Consider the following 21538-nt stretch of genomic DNA (forward strand, 5'->3'; position numbering starts at 1 on the left):
TTTGAAGCTAGCGAGATTTTGCAATCTCTTTTATAGTCGATTACTCGACTGTGCTTACTCACTCGTTGTTCAGTTTTCAAAGATCAATTTCTTTCGTTCGCTACCGTGTTACCGAAGCAGCGAGAAGTAATATACCACAGATCGTTTCACCAATGCAAGTGCTTTTTTCAATTGATGTCGATGTCTGTCGAGAAGTTCATTTCGCATCACTTGTGTTTACCTGCTTCAGAACAACGAGGACTAATGTACCATGACTAGAAATCAATTACAACCCCTTTGGAATAGTTCCATTATTGCCATTGTTTTGAATTGTTTTAGATTCAAAAAAAAGAACCTGCAGCAACAAGCTACAGGCGTCTAGCATTTATATATTAAAAAGGGGAGTAAGACATAGTATAGGCTCGCTTCCTTAAACGAACCTGAAATGCGCATCTCGTAATGATTACCAAATAACCTATAAGCGCTTCACAATACGTATCCCATAAACTTTAGCTACTTTGCAACCCTTGTGAGCAATGAATTTAACAGTAAGACTCTCCTGACCGCGACTTCACTCGCTAGGAATGCGATAATTCCACTGATTGTAGATGATTTCCTCCCGCTTATATTCTTCCTCAGTAAATAGATCCCAGTAAAAGCTATAGCATTTCGAAAGCGTATCATGCCCTCTTCTGGATACTTTGTTTCTTGTTCTACCGCAATCCCCATCTCCGACCTATCCAAACTGGAAGGTGCATATTGAGCGATATAAAGACGGTCCGCCTCGTGATAGTATATGCCGTTGGCGTAGGAAGCAGGGTATAAGGCCCCCCAAGCCAGCAGCACCTCGTCTGCAATGCCACCTACTTACCTCACCTTACCTGACATCATTGCCCTCTCCCCCATCCATATGAGTTGTGAGAAGTAGTGAGTAGTATGGACAGTTTATGAGTATTGAGGAGAACGACAACTATTCTGACACAAGGGGGAGTTATGAGTGGAATAAGAGTAATTGGAGAGTAGTGAGGATAACGAGATGAACCTTCCTCACCAACCCCATAGTGCCCCGCCTACCAGTACTCCGCCAGTACAAGCGATCCCACAAGCCTCTTAGCTACGAATACTCCGCTTTGTCTCCACGCCTATAAACACCCGTTCACCCCCGGGGTGAGGACTGGGACAAAGGGAAAGGGGATTGGAACGGGAATAGAAGACAATATAGGAGGGAGAGGGGCAAAATAGAGGGATATGCCGAGGCATATCGCCGTAACCGCACGAGTTGCTCAATTTCCCCGAAAAACCGGCACTACCGTTTCCTCCGACATCCTTTAGTCCGAAAACATCGAATTAATCTTACCGTCAGCGCCATCCAAACTGGATTAGTCCGAAATCGCCCAACTAAAATACCCTAAACAACCTCCGCCCCAGAAAAGTGGTTAATAGTTCGGCAGAATCTGACTAATTGGTCTTTTTCGAGCGGTATGCTTGGTTTAGTTCGGAGAAATCAGACTAAACCAGATTCAAACAATAACGAAATAAGGGTAAGCTTCACAACATATAAGTGCACAAAAAAGAGGGAGCTGCGCTCCCCCTCTTCTATTACAAAGGCACCACGTTGCGCCAGCTGCGCAACGCCGTAACATCTTCCGCACCTTCGGCCGCGTAAGCTTCACAAACGAAGCCCGGGACTTCCGTGCCGTCCCGGAGCTCAACCTTGCCGATCCCAAGCGGAGCCGGGATCGCTGCAGTAAAGCCGCCGAATGCCTCGAGCGGCATCTCCCAAATCTCCAGCAGGATGGCTGCGCCACCCTGCTGTTGCTTGATCATCCCCGGCTTCGCAGGGGATGTCGGCAGCTTCACAAGGCTGTACTTCGCTGCGGATTCATCCTCCCGGATGAACCGCGCTCCACAGCCTTGCATTTGTTTCTCTAGCGGGTAGCCACGCATGTGCAGCCCGCAAACCGCCACGAGCGTCGTTTGCGCAGCAGCGGCGCTATCCGCACTTGAACTTTTGCTCTCAGCGCCCGCCGCAAACAACTCCGCCGCACCGCAGATCAGACCCTCCTCTTCCGCTACAGCGAAGAGGGTAATCCCAAAAGGCGTCTCCGGTGCCGCATCGCCCGCAGGCACAGCAACTGCGCACAGATCCAGCAGGTTGCAATGGTTCGTGTAGCGACCCATATTGCGATTGGTGCTGATCGGGTCCGCGAGGACCTGCTCTCGCGTCCATGTGCCTCCACAAGTTGGCATCACAAGCACAGCATCCTGCAACAGCTTTCGAGCTTCCAGCTTATACAGTTGAAGCTTATGCATCGCTACAAATACCGATGCCGCATCATATTCGCCAGCTGCACCCGAACGCAATATCTTCTCCGTCACCGGATAAGCTACACCTGGATTAGCTTCGATAAATGGCCCTATATCTGCCCAGCGTTCAGCTACCCATGGACCTTCATATAAAATCGCCGCAGCTTGTGCGAATAACTCAATATCTACCTCTTCAATCGAAATGCCCTCACGCCGACTTACCTCACGCACCTGCTCAACGGCGCGTTCCCACGCTGCACGATACTCCGCAGCGTAAGGCCCGTAGAAGCCTAGCTGGCCACTTGGCAATAATACGCGAGCAGGCAAGCTCGCCGGTTTCCGCACGACGTTGCGGGACCAAGGATCTTCCGCGTGGATACCGCGTGCCACGCTGTCTACGACAAGCGCATCCGCAAGGGAATGCGCGAAAACCGTGACACAGTCGAGGCTCGCACAGGCTGGCACGACCCCCTTGGTCGGCCACGCGCCGAGACTGGGCTTGTAGCCGACTAGGCGATTCAGCGCTGCCGGCACTCGGCCGGAGCCCGCTGTATCTGTGCCAAGTGAGAAAACCACTTGGCCACGGGCTACACTGACGGCCGAACCGGAACTCGAGCCGCCGCTGATCAGTTCCGGACGCAGCGCGTTATGCGCGTCCCCGTAAGGACTGCGAGCGCCGACTAGGCCCGTCGCGAACTGATCTAGATTGGTTTTGCCTATAGGAATGGCGCCTGCCGCAATCAATCTCTCGACGACACCCGCATGCTCATCTGGCGTAAAAGCATATTCTGCGCACCCTGCGGTCGTCGGGATGCCAGCTAGGTCAATGTTATCTTTAATCGCAAAAGGAATACCCCAGAGAGGTGCATCCGCCAACGAGAGAGATGCCAAACGATCCAAGTACGGCTGAATCGCGTCCATCGTCGGCGGCGTGATCCAAATGTTCATATCAGCGTCAGCAATGGAACGCTTTACAATCGTCGACATGACCTCCTGTGGAGATAATGTGCCCGCTTCATATTTTTCACGCAAGCAACCGAGTGTTAATTCTTTTTCCAACCCATCACTACTAATCCGTTCTCCGTCTATTCGCTCTACCATACCCCTTCACCTCTCCCTTAAGCAGATTGTGCGATACCTAGAATTAATTGTCCGGCATGCACTTGATCGCCCGGCTTTACGCCAATCATCGAAACATAGCCGTCACAAGGAGCGTGCTGCGGAAACTCCATTTTCATACTTTCGAGAATGGCCAGTTGGTCACCCTTCTTCACTTGCTCACCCGGAGATACCAACACTTTCCAAACACTGCCTGGCATAATACCACGCACGGCGATCGTTCCTGCAGGTAACTCATCCTCCGGTGCAGCATCGCCTGTCTCCTGCTCGGAGACATATTCCGCAAGACCTTTCGCTTTCCAGCTCTCACGTTCTTCTTTGAACGCATCACGCTGCTGGGTACGGAACGTATCCGTTGTTTCTTCTATAGAACTTAGGAATTGTAGATATTCACCTAGATCAAACGTCGTCTCTTGAATGTCAGCCTCATAACGTCCGCGAGGGAAATCCTCACGCAGTTGCAGCAACTCTTCCGCACTCACTTCATAGAATTGAATTTGATCAAAAAATCTCAACAACCAAGGCTTACCCGCCTGAAAGCTCTCCGTTGAGCGCAGACGATTCCACATTTGAATGGTGCGTCCTACGAATTGATATCCGCCTGGACCTTCCATTCCGTATACACACATGTAAGCTCCGCCGATGCCGACAGCATTTTCTGGTGTCCATGTACGAGCTGGATTGTATTTCGTTGTAACTAGACGATGACGAGGATCCACCGGTGTTGCCACAGGAGCCCCTAAATACACATCGCCCAACCCTAATACGAGGTAGTTCGCTTCATATACTATCTTCTTCACTTCATCTATGGTATCTAGACCGTTAATCCGTTGAATGAATTCAAGGTTGCTCGGGCACCAAGGCGCATCTGGTCGCACCCCTTGTTGATAACGCTCGATCGCTAGCTGTGTAGCTGGATCATCCCATGACAATGGCAAGCGCACAATACGCGATGGTACACGGAACTGTTCTAATGGAGCCAGCGAAGCGTCGATCTCGATGACCTTCAGGCACGCATCTGCCACCGTAATTTCCGATGGATCAATATGAATTTGCAGGGAGCGAATACCTGGCGTTAGATCCAACACGGGAATCGAGCCACTTTCCACAATCGCCTGCATCAAAGCCTGCACTTGGAAGCGCAGCAGCAAATCCAGCTCTAGCTCACCGTATTCGACGAGCAAGTTTTGATCTCCACAACAGCGGATCGTGATTGGGAATCGGCGATTCTCTACTTCATGGAAAAGTCGCGGATATTCCGGTGTAATCTCCTCATTTACTGCAGGCAATTGCACATGTACGAGTCGGTCAAAATCTCCCTCGCCAATCGCACGCAAGTTGCTCTCTTGCAGATCACGCAGTGCTTCAGCTTCCGGCAGCGTCAGCAGGTGGAAACGGATCGAGTCACCTGGGTGCAATTGACCTAACTTCCAGAATTCAGCGGATGCCGTCGTCACCGGGCACACAAATCCACCAAGACTCGGTCCATCAGGCCCAAGCAGAATCGGCATATCGCCCGTCAAATCCAGCGTACCTATCGCATAGGCATTATCGTGAATATTGGAAGGATGCAATCCCGCTTCTCCACCATCTTCACGTGTCCATAGCGGAGCAGGCCCTTTCAAACGAACCCCTGTCCGCGAGGAGTTAAAATGCACTTCCCAGCTCGTTTCTGTCAGTTGATCCAGATACTCTGTACGCAAAAACTCACCTGTACAATGTGGTCCAGGAACGACCCCAATTGTCCACTCGCGTGTCATGCCAGGGCGATGGTCTGGGGCTAATTCAAACACATCCTGCACGCGGTTCTCGCCACCTTCATTAACCCCAAGCACATCGCCCGTACGAAGCGCACGTCCGCCATGCCCACCGAAGCCACCCAACGTAAACGTCGATGAGCTGCCTAAAAGTTTCGGCATATCAAGTCCGCCGCCGATGAGTAAATACGTGCGCATGCCCTCTTTGGCTTCGCCAAAGCTCAGCACTTGCCCTTGGGATGCAAACACCGGACGGTACGTAGCGACCGTCTCTCCATCGAGTTCCGCTTGCATATCGGCACCAGTTACGCAGAACCACATGTCACTGCGGAACTTGTAGGAGCCGCCACGCAGGGTCATTTCAAGACCAGGCGCATCATCCGCATTGCCTAGCAATTTATTCCCAATACGGAACGATAGCGGATCCATCGGTCCGCAAGGAGGCACGCCTACATCCCAATGGCGGATACGGCCTGGGAAGTCTTGCACGGTTGTTTGGATACCTCCATCAACTACTTCAAGCGCGCGCTCTGTCGGTTCAAATGTGTTCAGCAATTGCGTGTAAACATTGCCGCTGAGGCAAGCCTCTTCTTGCAGTAGCGCACGCACATACTGCAGATTTGTCGTTAAACCGTACATGCGCGTTTCAGCCAGCGCTTCTACTAATTTATGGATCGCGTCTAAGCGGTCCTTGCCGTGAACAATGATTTTAGCCAGCATCGGGTCATAGAGTGTCGTTACAGTCAGACCATCACGTACCCATGTCTCATTACGAGCTTCATTAGAGAAAACCGCGCGATCCAGCTGACCCGCACTTGGACGGAACTGCTGAAGGCAATCCTCTGCGTAAATCCGCGCTTGGATACTGTGGCCTTGCGGCTTGCTGATTTGGGATTGAATGTCATTCAACTCAAGCGCCGCTTCACGCACCATCCACTCCACGAGGTCAATGCCAAGCACTTCCTCCGTCACACCGTGCTCCACTTGAAGACGTGTGTTCACTTCCAAGAAGTAAAACTCACACGTTTCTGGATCGTAGAGATATTCAACCGTACCTGCGCTGCGGTAGCCAACCTCCGCTGCCAAACGCTTCGCCGAAGCAAACATCGCTTCACGCACGTCATCCGACAGATTCGGAGCTGGACTCTCTTCAATAACTTTCTGATTACGGCGTTGGATGGAACAATCGCGCTCACCAAGCGTGACTACCTCACCTAAGGAGTTGCCGAAAATTTGTACTTCAACGTGACGAGCACGGGCAATATATTTCTCGAGGAACACGCCCCCGTTTTTGAAATTCGTTTCAGCCAAATGGCGTACGCCATCATAGGCAGAGCGCAATGTCGCTTCATCTGCACATACGCGCATGCCGATACCGCCGCCGCCTGCTGTACTTTTTAGAATAACCGGGTAGCCAATACGCGCAGCTTCCGTTAAAGCTTCTTCTAACTCCGTGATTAACGGAGTACCTGGCAGCATCGGAACACCTGCACGTTCGGCAATTTCACGTGCGGAATGCTTCAGTCCGAACATCTCCATTTGCTCTGGAGTCGGTCCGATGAATACAATGCCATGTTCCCGACAAGCACGGGCGAAATCCGCATTTTCACTCAAGAAGCCATACCCAGGATGGATTGCTTCCGCACCCGTTTCAAGCGCTGTTTGGAGAATCAGCTCTGTATTCAAGTAACTTGACTTCGCTGGCCCCTCACCGATCAGAACCGCTTCATCAGCTCCATCCACATGTAAACTATCTTGATCTGCAGCCGTATAAACAGCCACGGATTGAACCCCCAGTTTGCGCAATGTACGCTCGATACGCACAGCGATGGCTCCACGGTTCGCAATTAGCACTTTTGTAAACATCGTAACCACTCCTTCATGTGTATGTTCGTTCGTTATTTATCCCAGATGAGCACCCGAATCGGTGTCGGGCTATAGGCATTACATGGGTTGTTAAGCTGCGGACAATTGCTGATCAGTGCCATGGTGCTTCCAATGGACTGCATTTCAACATAGCAGCCTGGCGCGGATACACCATCATCGAATTTCAAACCACCATCCGGTGTCACAGGTACATTCATGAAGAAATTAATGTTTGGCGCCAAATCCCGCTTCGTATACACGCCGTCCTGCCCAGCTAACTGCAGCATGAATGTATCGCGACAATTGTGCATCGACAGCTTATCGTGCGAGTAACGCACGGTATTGCTTTGTGCCGAACATGAGCCACCGACCGTATCATGACGCCCGCAAGTGTCAGCTACGATTTTCAAAAGTTCTTTACCTGACTCGGCTCTCAGGATAGAACCTGTACTCAAGTAGATGTTGCTTTGCCCTGTGATCGTCGCCACCGCACTGTAGTGATCCTCTGGATTCTCCGCATCATAGAACAACGTGTCTGCGGCTTGATTCCCTTCGAGATCCACGATCCGCATCACTTGCCCTGGCTTCAGCACACGCATCCAGCCATCCCCCGCTTGAACCACTTCACTATATATCGCATCCTCCACTAAACGAGGGCTTTCTACTCGATTAAAAACGGCCATTTTCGTTCCTCCTCCTGTTAATCGTTTCTCTAAGAACCTAACAGTGTGTGATATTCCCATGTATTTTCAAAAGCTCGGCGATTCTCCGGGCGATAATTCAAGCAAAAATCGTCTTCATTAACTGGCGTGGCGTCTTCCACTTCGATTTTGACAGGCACAGATGGGTAACTCTCTCTTGGATCAAGCGGATTCGGCGTGTTAGACAGAACGACTAGTGTGTCTAGCTCTGTTCTTAACGTAACTGTGGCCCCTGCTGGGCAGTGATCTAGGCTGAGTCGCATGTCCCCATTGTCATCCACCACTACTTTGGAGAATAGATTCACGACCGGCATCATATCCCGCATGCTTAGGCCATTACGAACAAGCTCAACTGCAAAGTTCTCTTGACCGCTCCGCAGCCAATCATTGCGCAGTTCCTGATAATTCGTTGTTCCGTACTTGGCATCTGTCGCTGCACGGCTCGTGTATCCACTAAGTGGATCGTGCCACCCTAGGCTGTCTTCCACGATACTCACCATCGCACGACCGTTATCGCTCATCAGTACATTCCCACGGGTTAAATGCGCTGTATGCTGCGCCTTCAACGTATCAGGCATATTGTAACGCTCCGTCAGATCCTTCGCGTGGTACAACTGGATTGACACATTCGCACCTGCTTCCTGTGCAGTCAAGCGAATCAACTTCCCTTTGCCAATTACCCCTGACCATTTGCCTCCTGGCCCTATGTCCTTGCTCCAAATGTTCCCCATGCTATCGCTCTCCTTCGCTTTTTGCTTAAACAAAAAGGGAGACATCACAAGACCCATTGTCTTGGTGATATCTCCCAGGTTTTTATCCTTCCGTGGCACTCTTTCATAAGAGTGGTTTACTCTCGGACCAGCCCGGTACGTGACCGGCGGAACCCTAGTAAACAATCGTATTCGTTTGTGTCACTAAACATAACATCGTTGATGTTTTGTGTCAATAACTTCTAATTATTTTAGTTAATCGGCACAAAATACTTCTCGCAATCCCAATAATGTGTTATATTAACTTACACAAACAACAAATATCTAACATAATCAATAAAATAGTTAACATCCTTACATATAAGTAATGAAACATCACATACAAAGTTTTCTAGGGTTCCGCGGGTGGCCTGCTTCCCGGTCTGGACCAAGAGAAGACGCACAGCTAAAGACTGTGTTCACGGAGGGATAAAAGCCCGGGAGATATCTGTAACCTAGATATCGCCTTGGCTTTTTTGCATACAAACCTCTTCTGTGTTCACATTAATCACTGATGAGGGAGTGTTATCGCTATGACCACTGAAGGCACACTACGTAAATCCCTAAGCTTATATCAAGTTGTTTATATGGGGCTCGCTTGGATGACCCCTATGATTTATTTCTCCATCTATGGGATCGCCTATGAGAATGCACACGGGATGTTAACACAAGCCTACCTGCTCGCCTTTATCGCTATTTTCTTCACTGCGTATAGCTATGGTGTGATGTCGAAGGTTTTCCCAACTTCCGGTTCCGCCTATACCTATACCAAAAAAAGCATCCATCCTTACCTAGGCTTTCTCGTAGGCTGGGTCTTGCTCCTGGATTATTTCTTCTCACCCATCATCGCGTGCTTAACCTTCGGTATCTACCTGCATGCTCAGTTCCCATCCATTCCTGCGTACGTGTGGATTATCGGACTTAACATCGTCCTCGGTCTCATCAATATCATCGGCATCAAATTCTCTGCAAATATCAGTAAATTGTTCGTCTGGATTCAAATTATCTTTATCGCCGTGTTCTGCTTCTTTCTATTCCGCAACTTATCTGGTGCTGGTGAGATTCACCCACTTCAGCCTTTTCTGCAAACGGATGTACCTTTCTCTACCATTCTCGCTGGCGCCTCCATTATATGTTTCTCTTTCTTAGGCTTTGATACAGTGACAACAATGGCCGAAGAAACGGTCAATTCCGAGAAAACCATTCCGCGCGCTATCATGATCATCATCATTACGGCCAGCGTGCTTTACTTAGTGCCATCCTTCCTAACACAGCTCGTGTATCCGCATTTAACTTTTGTTCATATTGACTCTGCAGGCTTTGAAATTGTGAAAATGGTAGGCGGCGCCGCATTGAGTTCCGTGTTCCTCACCGTCCTGGTTCTTGCGATCTTCACACAAGGATTATCGTCCGTTACTAGCGTGTCACGCCTCCTGTTCGTGTTGGGTCGAGATAACGTACTGCCGAAGCGAGTGTTTGCGTTTCTTCATCCAAAGTTCAATACACCAGTTATCAACATAGTGATCGTCAGCGTCGTCTCGCTGCTCGCGCTTGTGATTTCCCTGGATAACGCCGTGAAATTCGTTAATTTCGGCGCCCTTTCCGCCTTCTTCTTCGTAAATGTATCTGTCATCGCGCAAAAGTATATGAAAGAACGCCACCGTTCGCCGAAGCAAACGATCTTGTATCTCGTACTTCCGTTGCTAGGCGCCGGATTCATTGGCTATCTATTGTCGTTGCTGGATAAGGACGCGATATGGATGGGCATAACGTGGCTGCTGGTTGGGGTGGTGTACCATCTCGTTCAAAAGCGTACCGCTCAAACCAAAGATGCTGCATTGGCCATGCGTGCTGCACGGTCTACTCCCCTGAACTAGTGCATAACAAGAAGAACCTGAGAATTTTCTCAGGTTCTTCTTTGTAGTTAGGTTACTTCCGATCCGCTGGATACACCAACCCGATCTGTCTCCGCGCCTCATCCATAATAGCCATCGCCGCGCTGGAATTCGCATGTGAGTTCGTCGGAGACTCTAGGTCGCCCGCCTTAATCAGCCGGCTAAACTCCTCCGCCTCGTAGCGCATCGTCCTTGTGCTTTGCTCACGCGTCAGATCCTCTACAGAGCCATCGCGGTAACGAATTTGTACTTTCTCTGGTTGGTTAATCTTATCAATGACCATAGTCGCCAATTCGCCTTGAATTTCGGCCGGCAGGTAGGAGCTAGCGATTTTGGAATGCTGAATAACAGCATCCATCTCTTTGTAGCTTAGTAACAAACTACCCTCGCCATCAACGCCTGATTCCAGCATCACCGCACTCGCTTGCACCCGCTCAGGCGCACCAAACAACACAACCAATGGATAAATACAATACACACCTAAATCCATCATCGAACCATTTGAAAACACCGGATTAAATGCATTCAACACAGTACCTTGCTTATAAGCATCATATCGGGATGAGTATTGACCATAGCTGGCAACATAACGTCGTACTTGGCCAAGCTTATGTAAATTCTCTTGTACCGCTTTGAAGTTAGGCATAAGCGTTGACTTCAAAGCCTCCATGAACACAACCTGATGGCTGCGCGCTGTGTCAATCATCGCCGCAAGCTCCGTACTATTGGAAGCTGCAGGCTTTTCGCAAATTACATGCTTTCCATGCTTCATACAATGAACAGCATACTCCGCATGTAAGGAGTTCGGGCTTGCAATATAAACAGCTTCAAACGCATCACTTTGCGCAAATGCCGCTAAGTCTGTAAATTGATGTACCACATCAAATTTCCCTGCGAATTCCGCGGCTTTTTCCGCCGTGCGTGAGTAAACAGCGGTCAATTCGAACTCTCCTGTTTCGAGCGCCGCATGAATGAATTCCTCTGTGATCCAGTTCGTACCAATAACTGCGAATCGTATCATTTTCCCCATGACTCCTTCATCCTAGCTATATTCTTTGACCTCTACCCTACCAAATTCACCCTCCGAATTCAATCTCAGCACCTTTCTGATTTCCACACAATCATTGAAACTTCCCGTAATGCTTGATCTTTACTTTCGTTTGACAATGAATCTCTACCTCCGGGTATACCTCACGCCAGTCCATCGCTTTCCATTCCTTATAGGGAACGATATTCTTAATCACGTTTCCCAGCCCGAGGCTATCTACATTATGCTTCTGCATATCTTTCACTATGGTCTCCATGTGCGAGGTGATTTTCTCCCCAATTTTACCCTCTAATGCATGCCGATCTTCTTCTTTGCTAATTTTCAAACCTCCCATGTACTCCAAAATAACACCGCTTACTGAAATCTCGAAATCCACTCTGAACGAGCTTCCGTCCGTCCGTGCCGCGTGAACCTGTCGTTTGCTAACCAACGAATCAAACAACACAAACTCTTTCTTATCTCCCTCTTCACTTAGACGCATGGGTAAGGAACCTAACTTGAAATTTTTGCTTAACATGGCGAAAAAAATCGATTCCTTGTCTGCTATTTTCATCACGTAGCGATCATCTTGAAACAAGGCAATGCCATTCACCTTCACATGGTCACCAATATCTTTAATAATCGGTGCAACAGGGTCAATACCATCATCATAATAATCTCTAGTGAACTCGTATAAAGTAATCTTCGGTATGCTCTGGAACTTCATTTCAGATTCCATCATTCGATCAATATACTGTGCTGTTCGTAAGTAATTGCTGTAGTTTTTGACTAATAAGTCATGGGCATCTCCATCTACAACAGTCACTTTGACACGCGGTGAAACAGAAGGATCCCTCACCAAGGTATCGATATCATCCCAAAACCCTCGCTGAGCTAGTGTCGTTCCGAACAAAATATTACGCATCTGACCGCTAACCAGAACCAGCTGAGTCTGCCTAGAGAGATCTACTTTTGCACCTTTGCTGCTATCTGAAATGGTTGTTAACACTTCCCTTGGTCTGCGACCTTCATCCACAGCTAGAGGAATACTATTGGTCACCTTGAGCATCCCCCCAGGCATTAAATCAAATGCTGTCGTATGTGTCAGTCCAATCTTTTCTAAGATCCGCTGGTCATTCCCACAGCCTGTGATCGTCATCAGTAGCATACAAGTAATCAGCCATCGAAACTGAATCTTAAGCAAGCTGTTTTCGCCACCTTTGAATAGAAAGAATACCAATTAAACAGATCGGTAGGACAAAGCAATAAGCAATATTCAAATACGTACAAATAGTCAACCATTTACCCACTTCATCCAACACACTTGGCATTAACGAAATGAGAAAACTGATAACCATCATAAATAACGTGATCCGCTTAAGCTTAAAATTTTTGAAAATTCGCTGCATACATAAACTCGCCGCCCAATGATACATGACAATCGTAATGAGAACCCGAAAAACAAGAAAACTAAAGAGGATATTCTCCGCTCGCTCGATAAAAGGAAATTTAATATACGCAAGTAAGTCGATAAAAGGAAACATAATTAATTTCAACTGCTGCAAGCTATAGAAACCGAAGCAAATTAGGCACACACTCACATAAATAAGAAAGCTAAACGCACTAGATAGCTGTACACCTGTAATAAATCGCGTTTTCTGCTGAACATAGGGGAACAACAACATGCAGAGCTCATACCCCAAGAAAGAACCATAGAGATTAAAAAAACCTGTCCAGTGCTCTTTCCCCTCTTGAAATATATAGTGCGTATATCGCGATAATTGCAAATCATTATAAAATGGAATTTCCAAAGGCATCATCCACAATAGCAAAAAGAAAAATACGGTACCTGCCTTCACAATCGTATACACACCTTTAACGAGCAGTAAATACGCAAGCAGGCTGATAACGAACATGAAAGACATCGGGTTTGCAGTTGGAAATGCGGTAACTTGGAAAATAAGGACATACTCCTTAGCAACCAGACTAGCCGTAAGTGCCCAAGTGAGCCCTACAATGACATATAACGGATAAACGATCCACTTGGGCAGAAAGCTTTCAAAAATTGTGAATATATCTGCTCCGTTCCCCAACTTCCAAACGACCCCAATCAGGTAGATATTGAACGCAACTACAGCAGCGATGATTACTAACATAAGCCAACCGTTATAGCCAAAATATTCAGCTGCAATACGCGGTAAAGCAAAGATCCCCACCCCAACTTGTATCATATGAATCAAAATGAAGATATGGAAACCGTTCAGTTTCTCATTCACGCACGGATCATCCTTATTTTCTCATTTTATTCTTCTTGGAATTGGTCGTTTTCACCTGACTCGGCCGTGCTGTCAGCATAGAGAAAGGACTACGAATGAAAACATCCTTCCAATCAGCCCATTTTGTAGGCGCAAAGGGTGAAAGATAGGACGTCCCCAGGCTGGTTAACCCACATAAATGGATGACAATAAAACCAATGCCCGCCATCAACCCGAAATTCCCCCATATGCCCGCTAGCAATATCAAACCAAAACGGATAAGACGAATCGATGCACTCATCACGTAACTCGGAATAACAAAGGACGATATCGCTGATGAAGCGACTGCAATAATGAGAATGTTACTTGTAAGCCCTGCTTGAACAGCCGCTTGACCAATAACAATACCGCCAACAATGCCGATGGTTTGTCCGATTTTGGTCGGCAAACGCGCCCCCGCTTCTCTCAGCAGTTCAATCGTAATTTCCATCAACATGGCTTCGATAACCGGAGGAAACGGCACTTTACTTCGCGATTCTCTTAAAGTTAAAATCAGTGCCTCTGGGATCATCTCATAATGATACGTAGTCACAGATACATAGACAGCTGTGAATGTAATGGTTATCACGAAGGCGATAAACCGGAGCATCCTTGTAGCAGTCCCGATCGACCATCTCTGATAATAATCATCCGCGGAAGAGAAGAAGTCGAAGAAAGCTGTCGGAGCGCTCACCACGGCCGGACTCCCATCTACAATTGCCAGAATGCGGCCTCCAACCAATTTGGAAACTGCTGTATCTGGACGCTCCGTAATTAGGAACTGCGGGAATAACGAGTATGGATAATCATCGATATACTGAGAAAACATGTTGCCATCATAGACCGCATCAATCTCTATTCCACGAATACGTTGAACAAATTCATCAACCAGGTCCATATTCGCAATACCTTTGATATAAAGAACAAAAATGACTGTTTTGGTGACTTCACCAACTTCTAGCTTAATAACTTTTAAATGGGAGCTCTTCACCCGTCTTCGCACTAAAGAAAGGTTCGTTCCCGCTGTTTCTGTAAACGCATCATGAGGCCCCGTAATAACGGTCTCGGTTTCGGACTGCTGCACACTCCTGGATTCAGGGCCATAAACAAAGAATAAGTATACTTTTTCATTATGAAAAATAGCCACTTGCCCAGACAATATACCAATGACAATTTTCTTAGGGTCATCCGATTGTTCAAATTGTGACTGCTCCAAAATGGGACTTAAATCCTCCGTTTGCACATTCGATAATGGATCCATGACTTCCCGAGAGAATTGTGTGTGATCAATCATATGAGGAATATAAACAATATCAACTTGGATACTGGGTATGTTTCGATGAAACACATCAATACAATCCTCAAATTGCTCCAGAATATGAGCTAATGATATCGACTCATCTGTATTGGAGGTCTCCGTTAACGCAGGTATCTCAAATCGTTTAGGCTCTCTGTCTACTTGCCGCGAGAAAGAAAACAATAAACGATCCCATATGGCCATGCATGATCCCCCCACCTAAAGCTTTCTTTTATTCTGAGCAGTTACGCTTAAAATATTCCATTTCGCCCAAAAGTTGCGCTTGGACATGCAGCTTGACACGAAACCAAATGGTTTCATATAATAAGACATGTAACCAAACGGTTTCGCATTGGCGAGTCCGATGGAAAAGTAATTTTGCGGAAAACTAGGTGGATGTCGATGGGTATCCATTCGAAAGGAGATTACTGATGCAAGAGGAATTACTGAAAAAGTTGCGATACAAGCAGGGACGAGCACTCGTTATGCAGGCACCTGAAGGCTATGCACTCGGTATCGAGGAAAATTCGGAGCCGAATGGAACTTATGATTTTGTTCAGCTTTTTGTTCATAAAGCTGCTGAAGTAGAAATATGGGTCCCTAAAGCGATTGCCCATTTGAACGAGGATGCCCTATTCTGGATCACCTATCCGAAACAAAGTTCGAAGATCAAAACGGATATTAACCGCGATAGCTTATTCGAGTTAGTTGGCGATTCAACAGACTATCGAGCGGTCAGCAATGTCGCGGTAGATGATACATGGTCAGCTCTGCGTTTCCGTCATAAGAGTAAAGTAAAAAGTAAATAATAACACTAAACAACGGAGGTTTTTGACAATGGAAAATCAAATGCAATCACTACCTGATATTAAACAAACACTGGTTTTTAACGCACCTATACAAAAAGTGTGGAACGCTGTAGCCACTTCTGAAGGCATCGCGGTTTGGTTCATGCCGAATAATTTCAAGCCGGAAATCGGTTATGAATTCCATTTGGAAGCTGGCCCTTTCGGCAATTCCCCTTGTAAGGTTACAGAATTAGATCCCCCGAATCATCTAAGGTTCTCTTGGGGCAAGGATTGGTTCTTATCTTTTGAATTGACCGAATTAGATGGCCAAACACAGTTCACCCTTACCCATGGCGGTTGGGATATCGACAAAGTTACCGAATTCGGTCAACCGCATGATACGGTTCGCGATACGATGTCACAAGGCTGGGCAGGCATCGTCCAAAGGCTATCTGCTTACATCGAGGCTTAAGATGGCCATTCCCGCGCAAAAGCATGACGTCTTTCAGGCTATAGCCGATCCCACACGACGACATCTGCTGCAGCTTCTGGGTGATGAGGAAATGCCGGTCACTGTCATCTCAGGCCATTTCCCTATGAGCCGTACAGCGGTATCGAAGCATCTTCGCATTCTCGCAGAAGCTGGTTTAGTGAAAGAACGTAAAGTCGGCCGCGAGACCCGCTACCGATTGGAGGCCGAGCCACTGATGGAGCTCAAACGTTGGCTTTCCTATTACGAGCGCTATTGGGAAAATAAACTCAATGTGCTCAAACGTTTCGTTGAGCAGGATGATGATGCAGCTGAGCTCAAATTCACCCCACTTGAAGTGGTGGATCCAGAGAAATAGATGAATTGTGCGAAGAGTCTTCCGTTTTGGGGAGGCTCTTTTGCGTTGCGGAACCGGCGGAGTTGCCATGAGCTGTGATCGGATGTGATGGGCAGCGAGAATGAAATAAATGGAATTACTCCCACTCACCCCATCGTGCTTACAAAAAGTAATTTACTTACTTGACGGAGGATCGGCAAAGGCGTACAATTAGTTACATAAAGTAATTAAATATATTTAAGTACATTAATTATAAATAAGGAGATGTTTTTCCATGATTTCACCGATATTTGTAGGGCACGGTTCACCTATGATGGCACTGCAGGATACTGCTTGCACGCAATTTTTACTCGAGTATGGTAAAAAGCTGTCACCCAAAGCCATCGTCATTTTCACCGCGCACTGGGAAACCGAAGTGCTTACCATTTCCTCCACGAATGATGCATATGAAACTATCTATGATTTCCGCGGCTTTCCTGATGAGCTTTTTCAATTAAAATACCCAGCCAAAGGGGACGTTGCATTGGCTCAATCGATCGCGGAGCGCTTTCAAGTGAAGGGCATTCCTGTTCAACTCGATAGCACACGCGGCCTAGACCACGGCTCATGGGTACCGCTTCTGAGGATGTTCCCTACACCTGAAGTTCCCGTCATTCAAATTTCGGTGAATCCATATTTACCACCAGCCGAGCAGTACCGAATCGGCGAAGCTCTGCGTGGTCTGGATCAGGAAGATATCCTGATCATTGGCAGCGGCGCCACCGTGCATAACCTGCGCGCGTTGAATTGGAATGCGACCGAGCCGGATGCTTGGGCGGTAGCCTTTGACGATTGGCTTGCTGCGAATATGCAAGCAAAGAACCTTAAGGCGTTGTTCAACTACGCCGCGGAAGCCCCTAATTCGAAGATGGCCGTGCCACGCCCTGAGCATTTCATCCCGCTCTACATCGCGATGGGGAGCGGCGATCCTGAGCGGCAAGTCGAGATCATCCACCGTAGCTACGAGGTAGGATCGCTGAGCTATTTGGCCGTTTCATTCTAATTAAAGCTGTATCCGTAGCGCCCCGCATGAAATTGGTTAGGTTGCACATGCTAACATAACTAATTTCAACAAACAGAGGTGCTCAAGCATTGACATGGACGACTCGCATTATTCAAATCTTATTGGCAGCAGCGTTTGTCATGTTCGGGATTTTGAAGCTGTCCACCCATGACCTGCAAATGAAAATCTTCACTTCGACCTACGGGTACAGTGTAGGTTTCATGTACATCGTCGGAGTCGTCGAACTTATCACCGGCATCGGGCTTATCATCGGCCTATGGCACCCGCGAATTGCGCTGCTCTCCGCAGGTGTCATTGCCATGATTATGGCGAGCGCGATGTTGACCCATATCCGCTCCCACGAGGGGATGCGGACCTCTATTCCGCCTTTGATCTTCCTTGCGATGGCGATATTCCTCGTTGCCAGAAACTCGCGCGAACGAGCACGAGAGTGGCACTAAGAAAGTTATAAAAAGCGTGCAAGCCTCTGGGCCTGCACGCTTTTTATAACTTCTCATTGCATGATATCTTCTCGAACTCAATTATATCGCCAGAAGATGTCAATGGTTTGCAAGTCGTTTTAGAATCCGGTTCAAAAGCCCGATATCATCACCAAGGTCGGAGAAGAAAGCCCGATCCTCCTCTTCTACAGCCCGAACGGCTTGTGAAGCGATCACATCTCCAGACTTAGTTACCGATATGACGTTCGCTCTAGAATCCGTCGGGTGAGGCCGGCGTTCGATATATCCTTTTTTCTCCAGTGTTCTCAGCACCTGCGACGTAACATTGACATCCATCTGTGCATGCTGGGCTAATTGAACTTGTGTAATGCCAGAGTGGTCATTCTTTTCATTTAGCCACTTACAGGAAAAGAGCAGCACGAATTGCGGGTGTGTCAACTCAAAAGGATCCAATGCCTTCCGTATCGCCTTTTGCCAAATATTCGTCACCTGCCACAGCATAAAGCCGGGGCTTTCCTCTGCATTACTGTATTTCGAACTCATTAACGTTTCCTCCAAAGCTGTTCAACATGGCATTCGCAATGACCCGAAAGTCTTGCTCCGATATCTCAAAGTGCCCAAAACGAAACGGGTAACCCCAACTTTTCACTCCGCGTGTGAAGCTAAGCTGCTCCAACAGGGAGTTAATCTTCGTTTCTTTACAATCAGTATAGCGAATGTCACGACGAAAAGGTATGAAAGAATCTGACATCGGATATTCATATATCCTGTCATCCAGAACCTGCCCGATAGCAGTGAAGGCTTGCAGCGGCTCCCCATCCTTCATCTCCGTTCGAGGTGAGTAATAGATAAGCCAATCGCCAGATCGCATGCGTCTTAAAGGTGCTGCCTTTCCATGACAGAGCTGAGCGAAACCGCCCTGCACACCTCGTCTCACATGCGAAGCCGACACAACACCGATCCAATAACGGCTTTGTTCGCTCAATATTTCAGACAGCATGCCGAAGCTCTCTTTCCAATGCTAATGCGACAAGCCCCTCCATCGTATGCGGTATGCCTTCGGCCATACCAGCTCCAATCACCGGACCTAAATGTTCCGCATTTGGCCCCGTGATCGTCACCTCGTGCGTAACCCTCGTCCCTTCGGCAGTCTCCACTAAATGATGCGTGAAGTGAACTTGAATCCCTGCAGCCGGGATATCGGTAACGTCCGAGAAGCCGCGAAGAGGATTGACCTCCTTCAATTCAAAATTCAGGCGGTCCTGACCTTCTGGCTGCAGCAACCCACGTGTACCTGCGACAAACGCCCCCTCTAATGAAGCATGCACAATCCCCTTGTCCCACTCCACCCAAGTTGAGATATCGCTATACAGATTCCAAATTGTCTCCGCTTTTGCCATTGTCATTACACTGTGCTCAAATTTCCACATTATTTAACACTCCCTATATAGTATTTGTACATATAATATCATTACATATTATATTAGTCAATACTATATTTCCAACTATCTCTAACGTAGAAACCAATAACAAAAAAAAAAGAGACCCACAGCAACGGGCCGCAGGTCTAAAGTATATATATTTAAAAGGGGGTCGAATTTCATTATAGGATCCGAACCTTAAAGTGAGATGAAATTCAGATGTCATTTGCGTGACAATTCATTCGTTATTCATTACAGCTTGAACTTTGTTTGTTTACTCAGCCAACTTGGACTTGATGGGAATATAAATATCCATCTCTACAAGCTCATGCAAATTCGAATGACAACGCTCATCATAATATTCAAACTCGGCACTCCCCGCATGCTCGTACCCTGAATGAGGAAACCATTCCGTGAAAATCGTCTGCCACGTACTTTGAATCGACGCCACAAACTGCTCCTGCTTCACCTTCGGTGTCGTGAAAACTGCGTAATCCGCCTCTGGAAACTCGCGACATACCATATTCTCCGGCACATCCTCGAAGCTCGTTGCCTCCATCCCAATGATGTAGGTCAAATCCCCGCTCTCCAAGTTGAAATCTGCACAAATGCCAAGTTCAACAGGCAACCCTGTATGAACACGATTCGGAATATGTTGCCCTAACCCTTCTTGCATGTACTTCTGCCAGAACAACGGGATATCTCGGTGATTTTGCCCCTCCTTGCAGGAAGTCTTCAATTCATATCCAATCACTTTAAAACCAGGTTTCGTTTTCAATGCGTAGTCCATACGTATTCCTCCTAAATAGGGATTAAATTTCCGATCCAGCACATTCACTTTGGGATAGTTAGGCGGTCGTATGCCTTGCTTGCGATAGGCAAGCGGCGTACGTTCAAACACCTTTTTGAATGCCCGTGAGAAATTCTCCGGGGACCCAAAGCCATTGTCGAGGGCGATATCGATCAACTTCTGTTCCGTGTGTGCGATTTGGTAAGCCGCTCTAGCTAATCTCCTTTTGCGCACATACTCCATCACCGCGTCGCCTACCATCGTTTGAAATACCCGATGAAAATGAAAGGCAGAGAAGCAAGCGACCTCGGCTAAGCATTCAACAGACAGTGGACCGGACAGATGCTCCTCAATATGATCCAGCGTCCTCTGAATCCGCGTCTCATAATTGTCCATCGTCTGCCCCCCTCAACTTCGTAACCTTAGTTTACGGCATTCGGAACTACGCTTCTTGATAATTCTTGCTCTCTATTTCCAACTTCCTTTGGAAGCAACGGAATACGTCTTGTATTGATTCTTCCCCTTAATTTCAAGAAGATTCAACTGCAGACCGTAGGCACAACCGCCATCGATCCCGATTTTGTCCGTATCAAACCACACTTCCGCTTTCCCATGAATATCCTTCGTCGTTGTATGTCCGAACACAACAATCTTCTTCACTACAGTTCTCTGTTGCACAAAGGGTGCACGAATCCAAATAAAGTCACGCTCCGGCTGTGTTTTCCAATCTACATACGCGGGATTCAGCCCGGCATGGACAAAAATATGCGTGTCATTCTCGTAATAAAGCGGCAGCTCACGTAAAAATGCCAGATGCTCACTGCAATTCGCCCGAATGCGCTCTTTCGCCGTTTTCAAATCAAAGTCCCTGACTCCGCTAAAGCTTTGGAACGTCTGTATGCCGCCATGTTCAAAAAACTTCATTTCCGTCAAATCATCGGTCCCGCTCACGACTTCCAAAAAGCGCTGATCATGATTCCCTTTGAGCGCAATTGCACCCTTCTCACGCACAAGGAACATCACATGCTCCACAGTTTCCCGACTCGCTGGTCCCCGGTCTACATAATCTCCTAGCAAAATAAGCTGATCATCTTCCGCATTAAACTTTGCTTTATCTAGTAATTCCTTAAATTCCTCAGCACAGCCGTGGATATCGCTAACAGCTAGCAGTCGTTTCATAGACGTTTCCCCCTGATGTTCTCTTGTCAAAACTCCCAT

The 21538-nt window shown here is 47.5% G+C and carries 19 protein-coding genes and 2 riboswitches; of the genes, 6 read left to right on the forward strand and 13 right to left on the reverse strand.

What is annotated here, in order from left to right:
- Window positions 1–1578: 1578 nt before the first annotated feature.
- From atzF to L6I86_RS29280, 4 genes are read right to left on the reverse strand one after another with little or no spacing between them, the layout of a single operon-like run.
- On the reverse strand, window positions 1579–3387 hold the full coding sequence (gene atzF / locus L6I86_RS29265) for an allophanate hydrolase (RefSeq protein WP_236291980.1): 1809 nt from the start codon (window positions 3385–3387) through the stop codon (window positions 1579–1581).
- A gap of 17 nt (window positions 3388–3404) precedes the next feature.
- The gene (gene uca, locus L6I86_RS29270; RefSeq protein WP_236291981.1) at window positions 3405–7028 is read right to left on the reverse strand and encodes an urea carboxylase; all 3624 of its coding nucleotides are present in this window, start codon (window positions 7026–7028) and stop codon (window positions 3405–3407) included.
- 32 nt (window positions 7029–7060) lie between these two features.
- On the reverse strand, window positions 7061–7711 hold the full coding sequence (locus L6I86_RS29275) for an urea amidolyase associated protein UAAP2 (RefSeq protein ID WP_236291982.1): 651 nt from the start codon (window positions 7709–7711) through the stop codon (window positions 7061–7063).
- A 29-nt stretch (window positions 7712–7740) separates the two neighbouring features.
- Window positions 7741–8460: an urea amidolyase associated protein UAAP1 gene (locus L6I86_RS29280; protein ID WP_236291983.1), complete on the reverse strand. Its 720-nt coding sequence runs from the start codon at window positions 8458–8460 to the stop codon at window positions 7741–7743.
- Between the two features lie 69 nt (window positions 8461–8529).
- A riboswitch (guanidine-I (ykkC/yxkD leader) is annotated at window positions 8530–8629 on the reverse strand.
- Window positions 8630–8819: 190 nt separating this feature from the next.
- Window positions 8820–8924, forward strand: a riboswitch (guanidine-I (ykkC/yxkD leader).
- An 87-nt stretch (window positions 8925–9011) separates the two neighbouring features.
- Here L6I86_RS29280 and L6I86_RS29285 point away from each other — a divergent pair.
- Window positions 9012–10355: an APC family permease gene (locus tag L6I86_RS29285; RefSeq protein ID WP_236291984.1), complete on the forward strand. Its 1344-nt coding sequence runs from the start codon at window positions 9012–9014 to the stop codon at window positions 10353–10355.
- 52 nt (window positions 10356–10407) lie between these two features.
- Here the strand turns inward: L6I86_RS29285 and L6I86_RS29290 are convergent, their stop codons facing one another.
- The 4 genes from L6I86_RS29290 to L6I86_RS29305 all read right to left on the reverse strand — a co-directional run bounded on the left by L6I86_RS29290 (window position 10408) and on the right by L6I86_RS29305 (window position 15195).
- Complete coding sequence (locus L6I86_RS29290; protein WP_236292105.1) at window positions 10408–11394, reverse strand: Gfo/Idh/MocA family protein; 987 nt, start codon at window positions 11392–11394, stop codon at window positions 10408–10410.
- 100 nt (window positions 11395–11494) lie between these two features.
- A complete protein-coding gene (locus L6I86_RS29295; RefSeq protein ID WP_236291985.1) occupies window positions 11495–12604 on the reverse strand; it encodes a Ger(x)C family spore germination protein in 1110 nt (369 codons plus the stop codon).
- On the reverse strand, window positions 12597–13676 hold the full coding sequence (locus tag L6I86_RS29300) for a GerAB/ArcD/ProY family transporter (RefSeq protein WP_236291986.1): 1080 nt from the start codon (window positions 13674–13676) through the stop codon (window positions 12597–12599). Before L6I86_RS29300 ends, L6I86_RS29295 begins: the two co-directional genes overlap by 8 nt.
- Window positions 13677–13689: 13 nt before the next feature.
- On the reverse strand, window positions 13690–15195 hold the full coding sequence (locus L6I86_RS29305) for a spore germination protein (RefSeq protein ID WP_236291987.1): 1506 nt from the start codon (window positions 15193–15195) through the stop codon (window positions 13690–13692).
- A gap of 227 nt (window positions 15196–15422) precedes the next feature.
- On the opposite strand from L6I86_RS29305, the gene L6I86_RS29310 reads away from it, so the two are divergent.
- The 5 genes from L6I86_RS29310 (at window position 15423) to L6I86_RS29330 (ending at window position 18109) form a co-directional block, all read left to right on the forward strand.
- Window positions 15423–15800: a hypothetical protein gene (locus L6I86_RS29310; RefSeq protein ID WP_236291988.1), complete on the forward strand. Its 378-nt coding sequence runs from the start codon at window positions 15423–15425 to the stop codon at window positions 15798–15800.
- 28 nt (window positions 15801–15828) lie between these two features.
- On the forward strand, window positions 15829–16251 hold the full coding sequence (locus L6I86_RS29315; protein WP_236291989.1) for an SRPBCC family protein: 423 nt from the start codon (window positions 15829–15831) through the stop codon (window positions 16249–16251).
- 1 nt (window position 16252) lies between these two features.
- Window positions 16253–16627, forward strand: a complete 375-nt coding sequence (locus L6I86_RS29320) for an ArsR/SmtB family transcription factor (protein ID WP_236292109.1) — start codon at window positions 16253–16255, stop codon at window positions 16625–16627.
- Between the two features lie 253 nt (window positions 16628–16880).
- Window positions 16881–17648, forward strand: a complete 768-nt coding sequence (locus L6I86_RS29325; protein WP_236291990.1) for a DODA-type extradiol aromatic ring-opening family dioxygenase — start codon at window positions 16881–16883, stop codon at window positions 17646–17648.
- Between the two features lie 89 nt (window positions 17649–17737).
- Window positions 17738–18109, forward strand: coding sequence for a DoxX family protein (locus tag L6I86_RS29330; protein ID WP_236291991.1), 372 nt, complete (start codon window positions 17738–17740; stop codon window positions 18107–18109).
- A gap of 99 nt (window positions 18110–18208) precedes the next feature.
- On the opposite strand, the gene L6I86_RS29335 is transcribed toward L6I86_RS29330, so the two are convergent.
- The 5 genes from L6I86_RS29335 to L6I86_RS29355 all read right to left on the reverse strand — a co-directional run bounded on the left by L6I86_RS29335 (window position 18209) and on the right by L6I86_RS29355 (window position 21499).
- A complete protein-coding gene (locus tag L6I86_RS29335; RefSeq protein ID WP_236291992.1) occupies window positions 18209–18652 on the reverse strand; it encodes a MarR family winged helix-turn-helix transcriptional regulator in 444 nt (147 codons plus the stop codon).
- Window positions 18633–19109, reverse strand: coding sequence for an EVE domain-containing protein (locus tag L6I86_RS29340; protein WP_236291993.1), 477 nt, complete (start codon window positions 19107–19109; stop codon window positions 18633–18635). The genes L6I86_RS29335 and L6I86_RS29340 overlap by 20 nt, the downstream gene beginning before the upstream one ends.
- Window positions 19099–19539: an SRPBCC family protein gene (locus L6I86_RS29345; protein ID WP_236291994.1), complete on the reverse strand. Its 441-nt coding sequence runs from the start codon at window positions 19537–19539 to the stop codon at window positions 19099–19101. The genes L6I86_RS29340 and L6I86_RS29345 overlap by 11 nt, the downstream gene beginning before the upstream one ends.
- Window positions 19540–19804: 265 nt before the next feature.
- On the reverse strand, window positions 19805–20716 hold the full coding sequence (locus L6I86_RS29350) for an AraC family transcriptional regulator (RefSeq protein ID WP_236291995.1): 912 nt from the start codon (window positions 20714–20716) through the stop codon (window positions 19805–19807).
- A 72-nt stretch (window positions 20717–20788) separates the two neighbouring features.
- Window positions 20789–21499 carry a metallophosphoesterase family protein gene (locus L6I86_RS29355; protein WP_236291996.1) on the reverse strand — a complete coding sequence of 237 codons (711 nt, stop codon included), beginning with the start codon at window positions 21497–21499 and terminating at the stop codon, window positions 20789–20791.
- Between the last annotated feature and the right edge of the window lie 39 nt (window positions 21500–21538).

Origin of the sequence: Paenibacillus allorhizoplanae (assembly GCF_927798215.1) — a bacterium.
GTDB lineage: Bacteria > Bacillota > Bacilli > Paenibacillales > NBRC-103111 > Paenibacillus_E > Paenibacillus_E allorhizoplanae.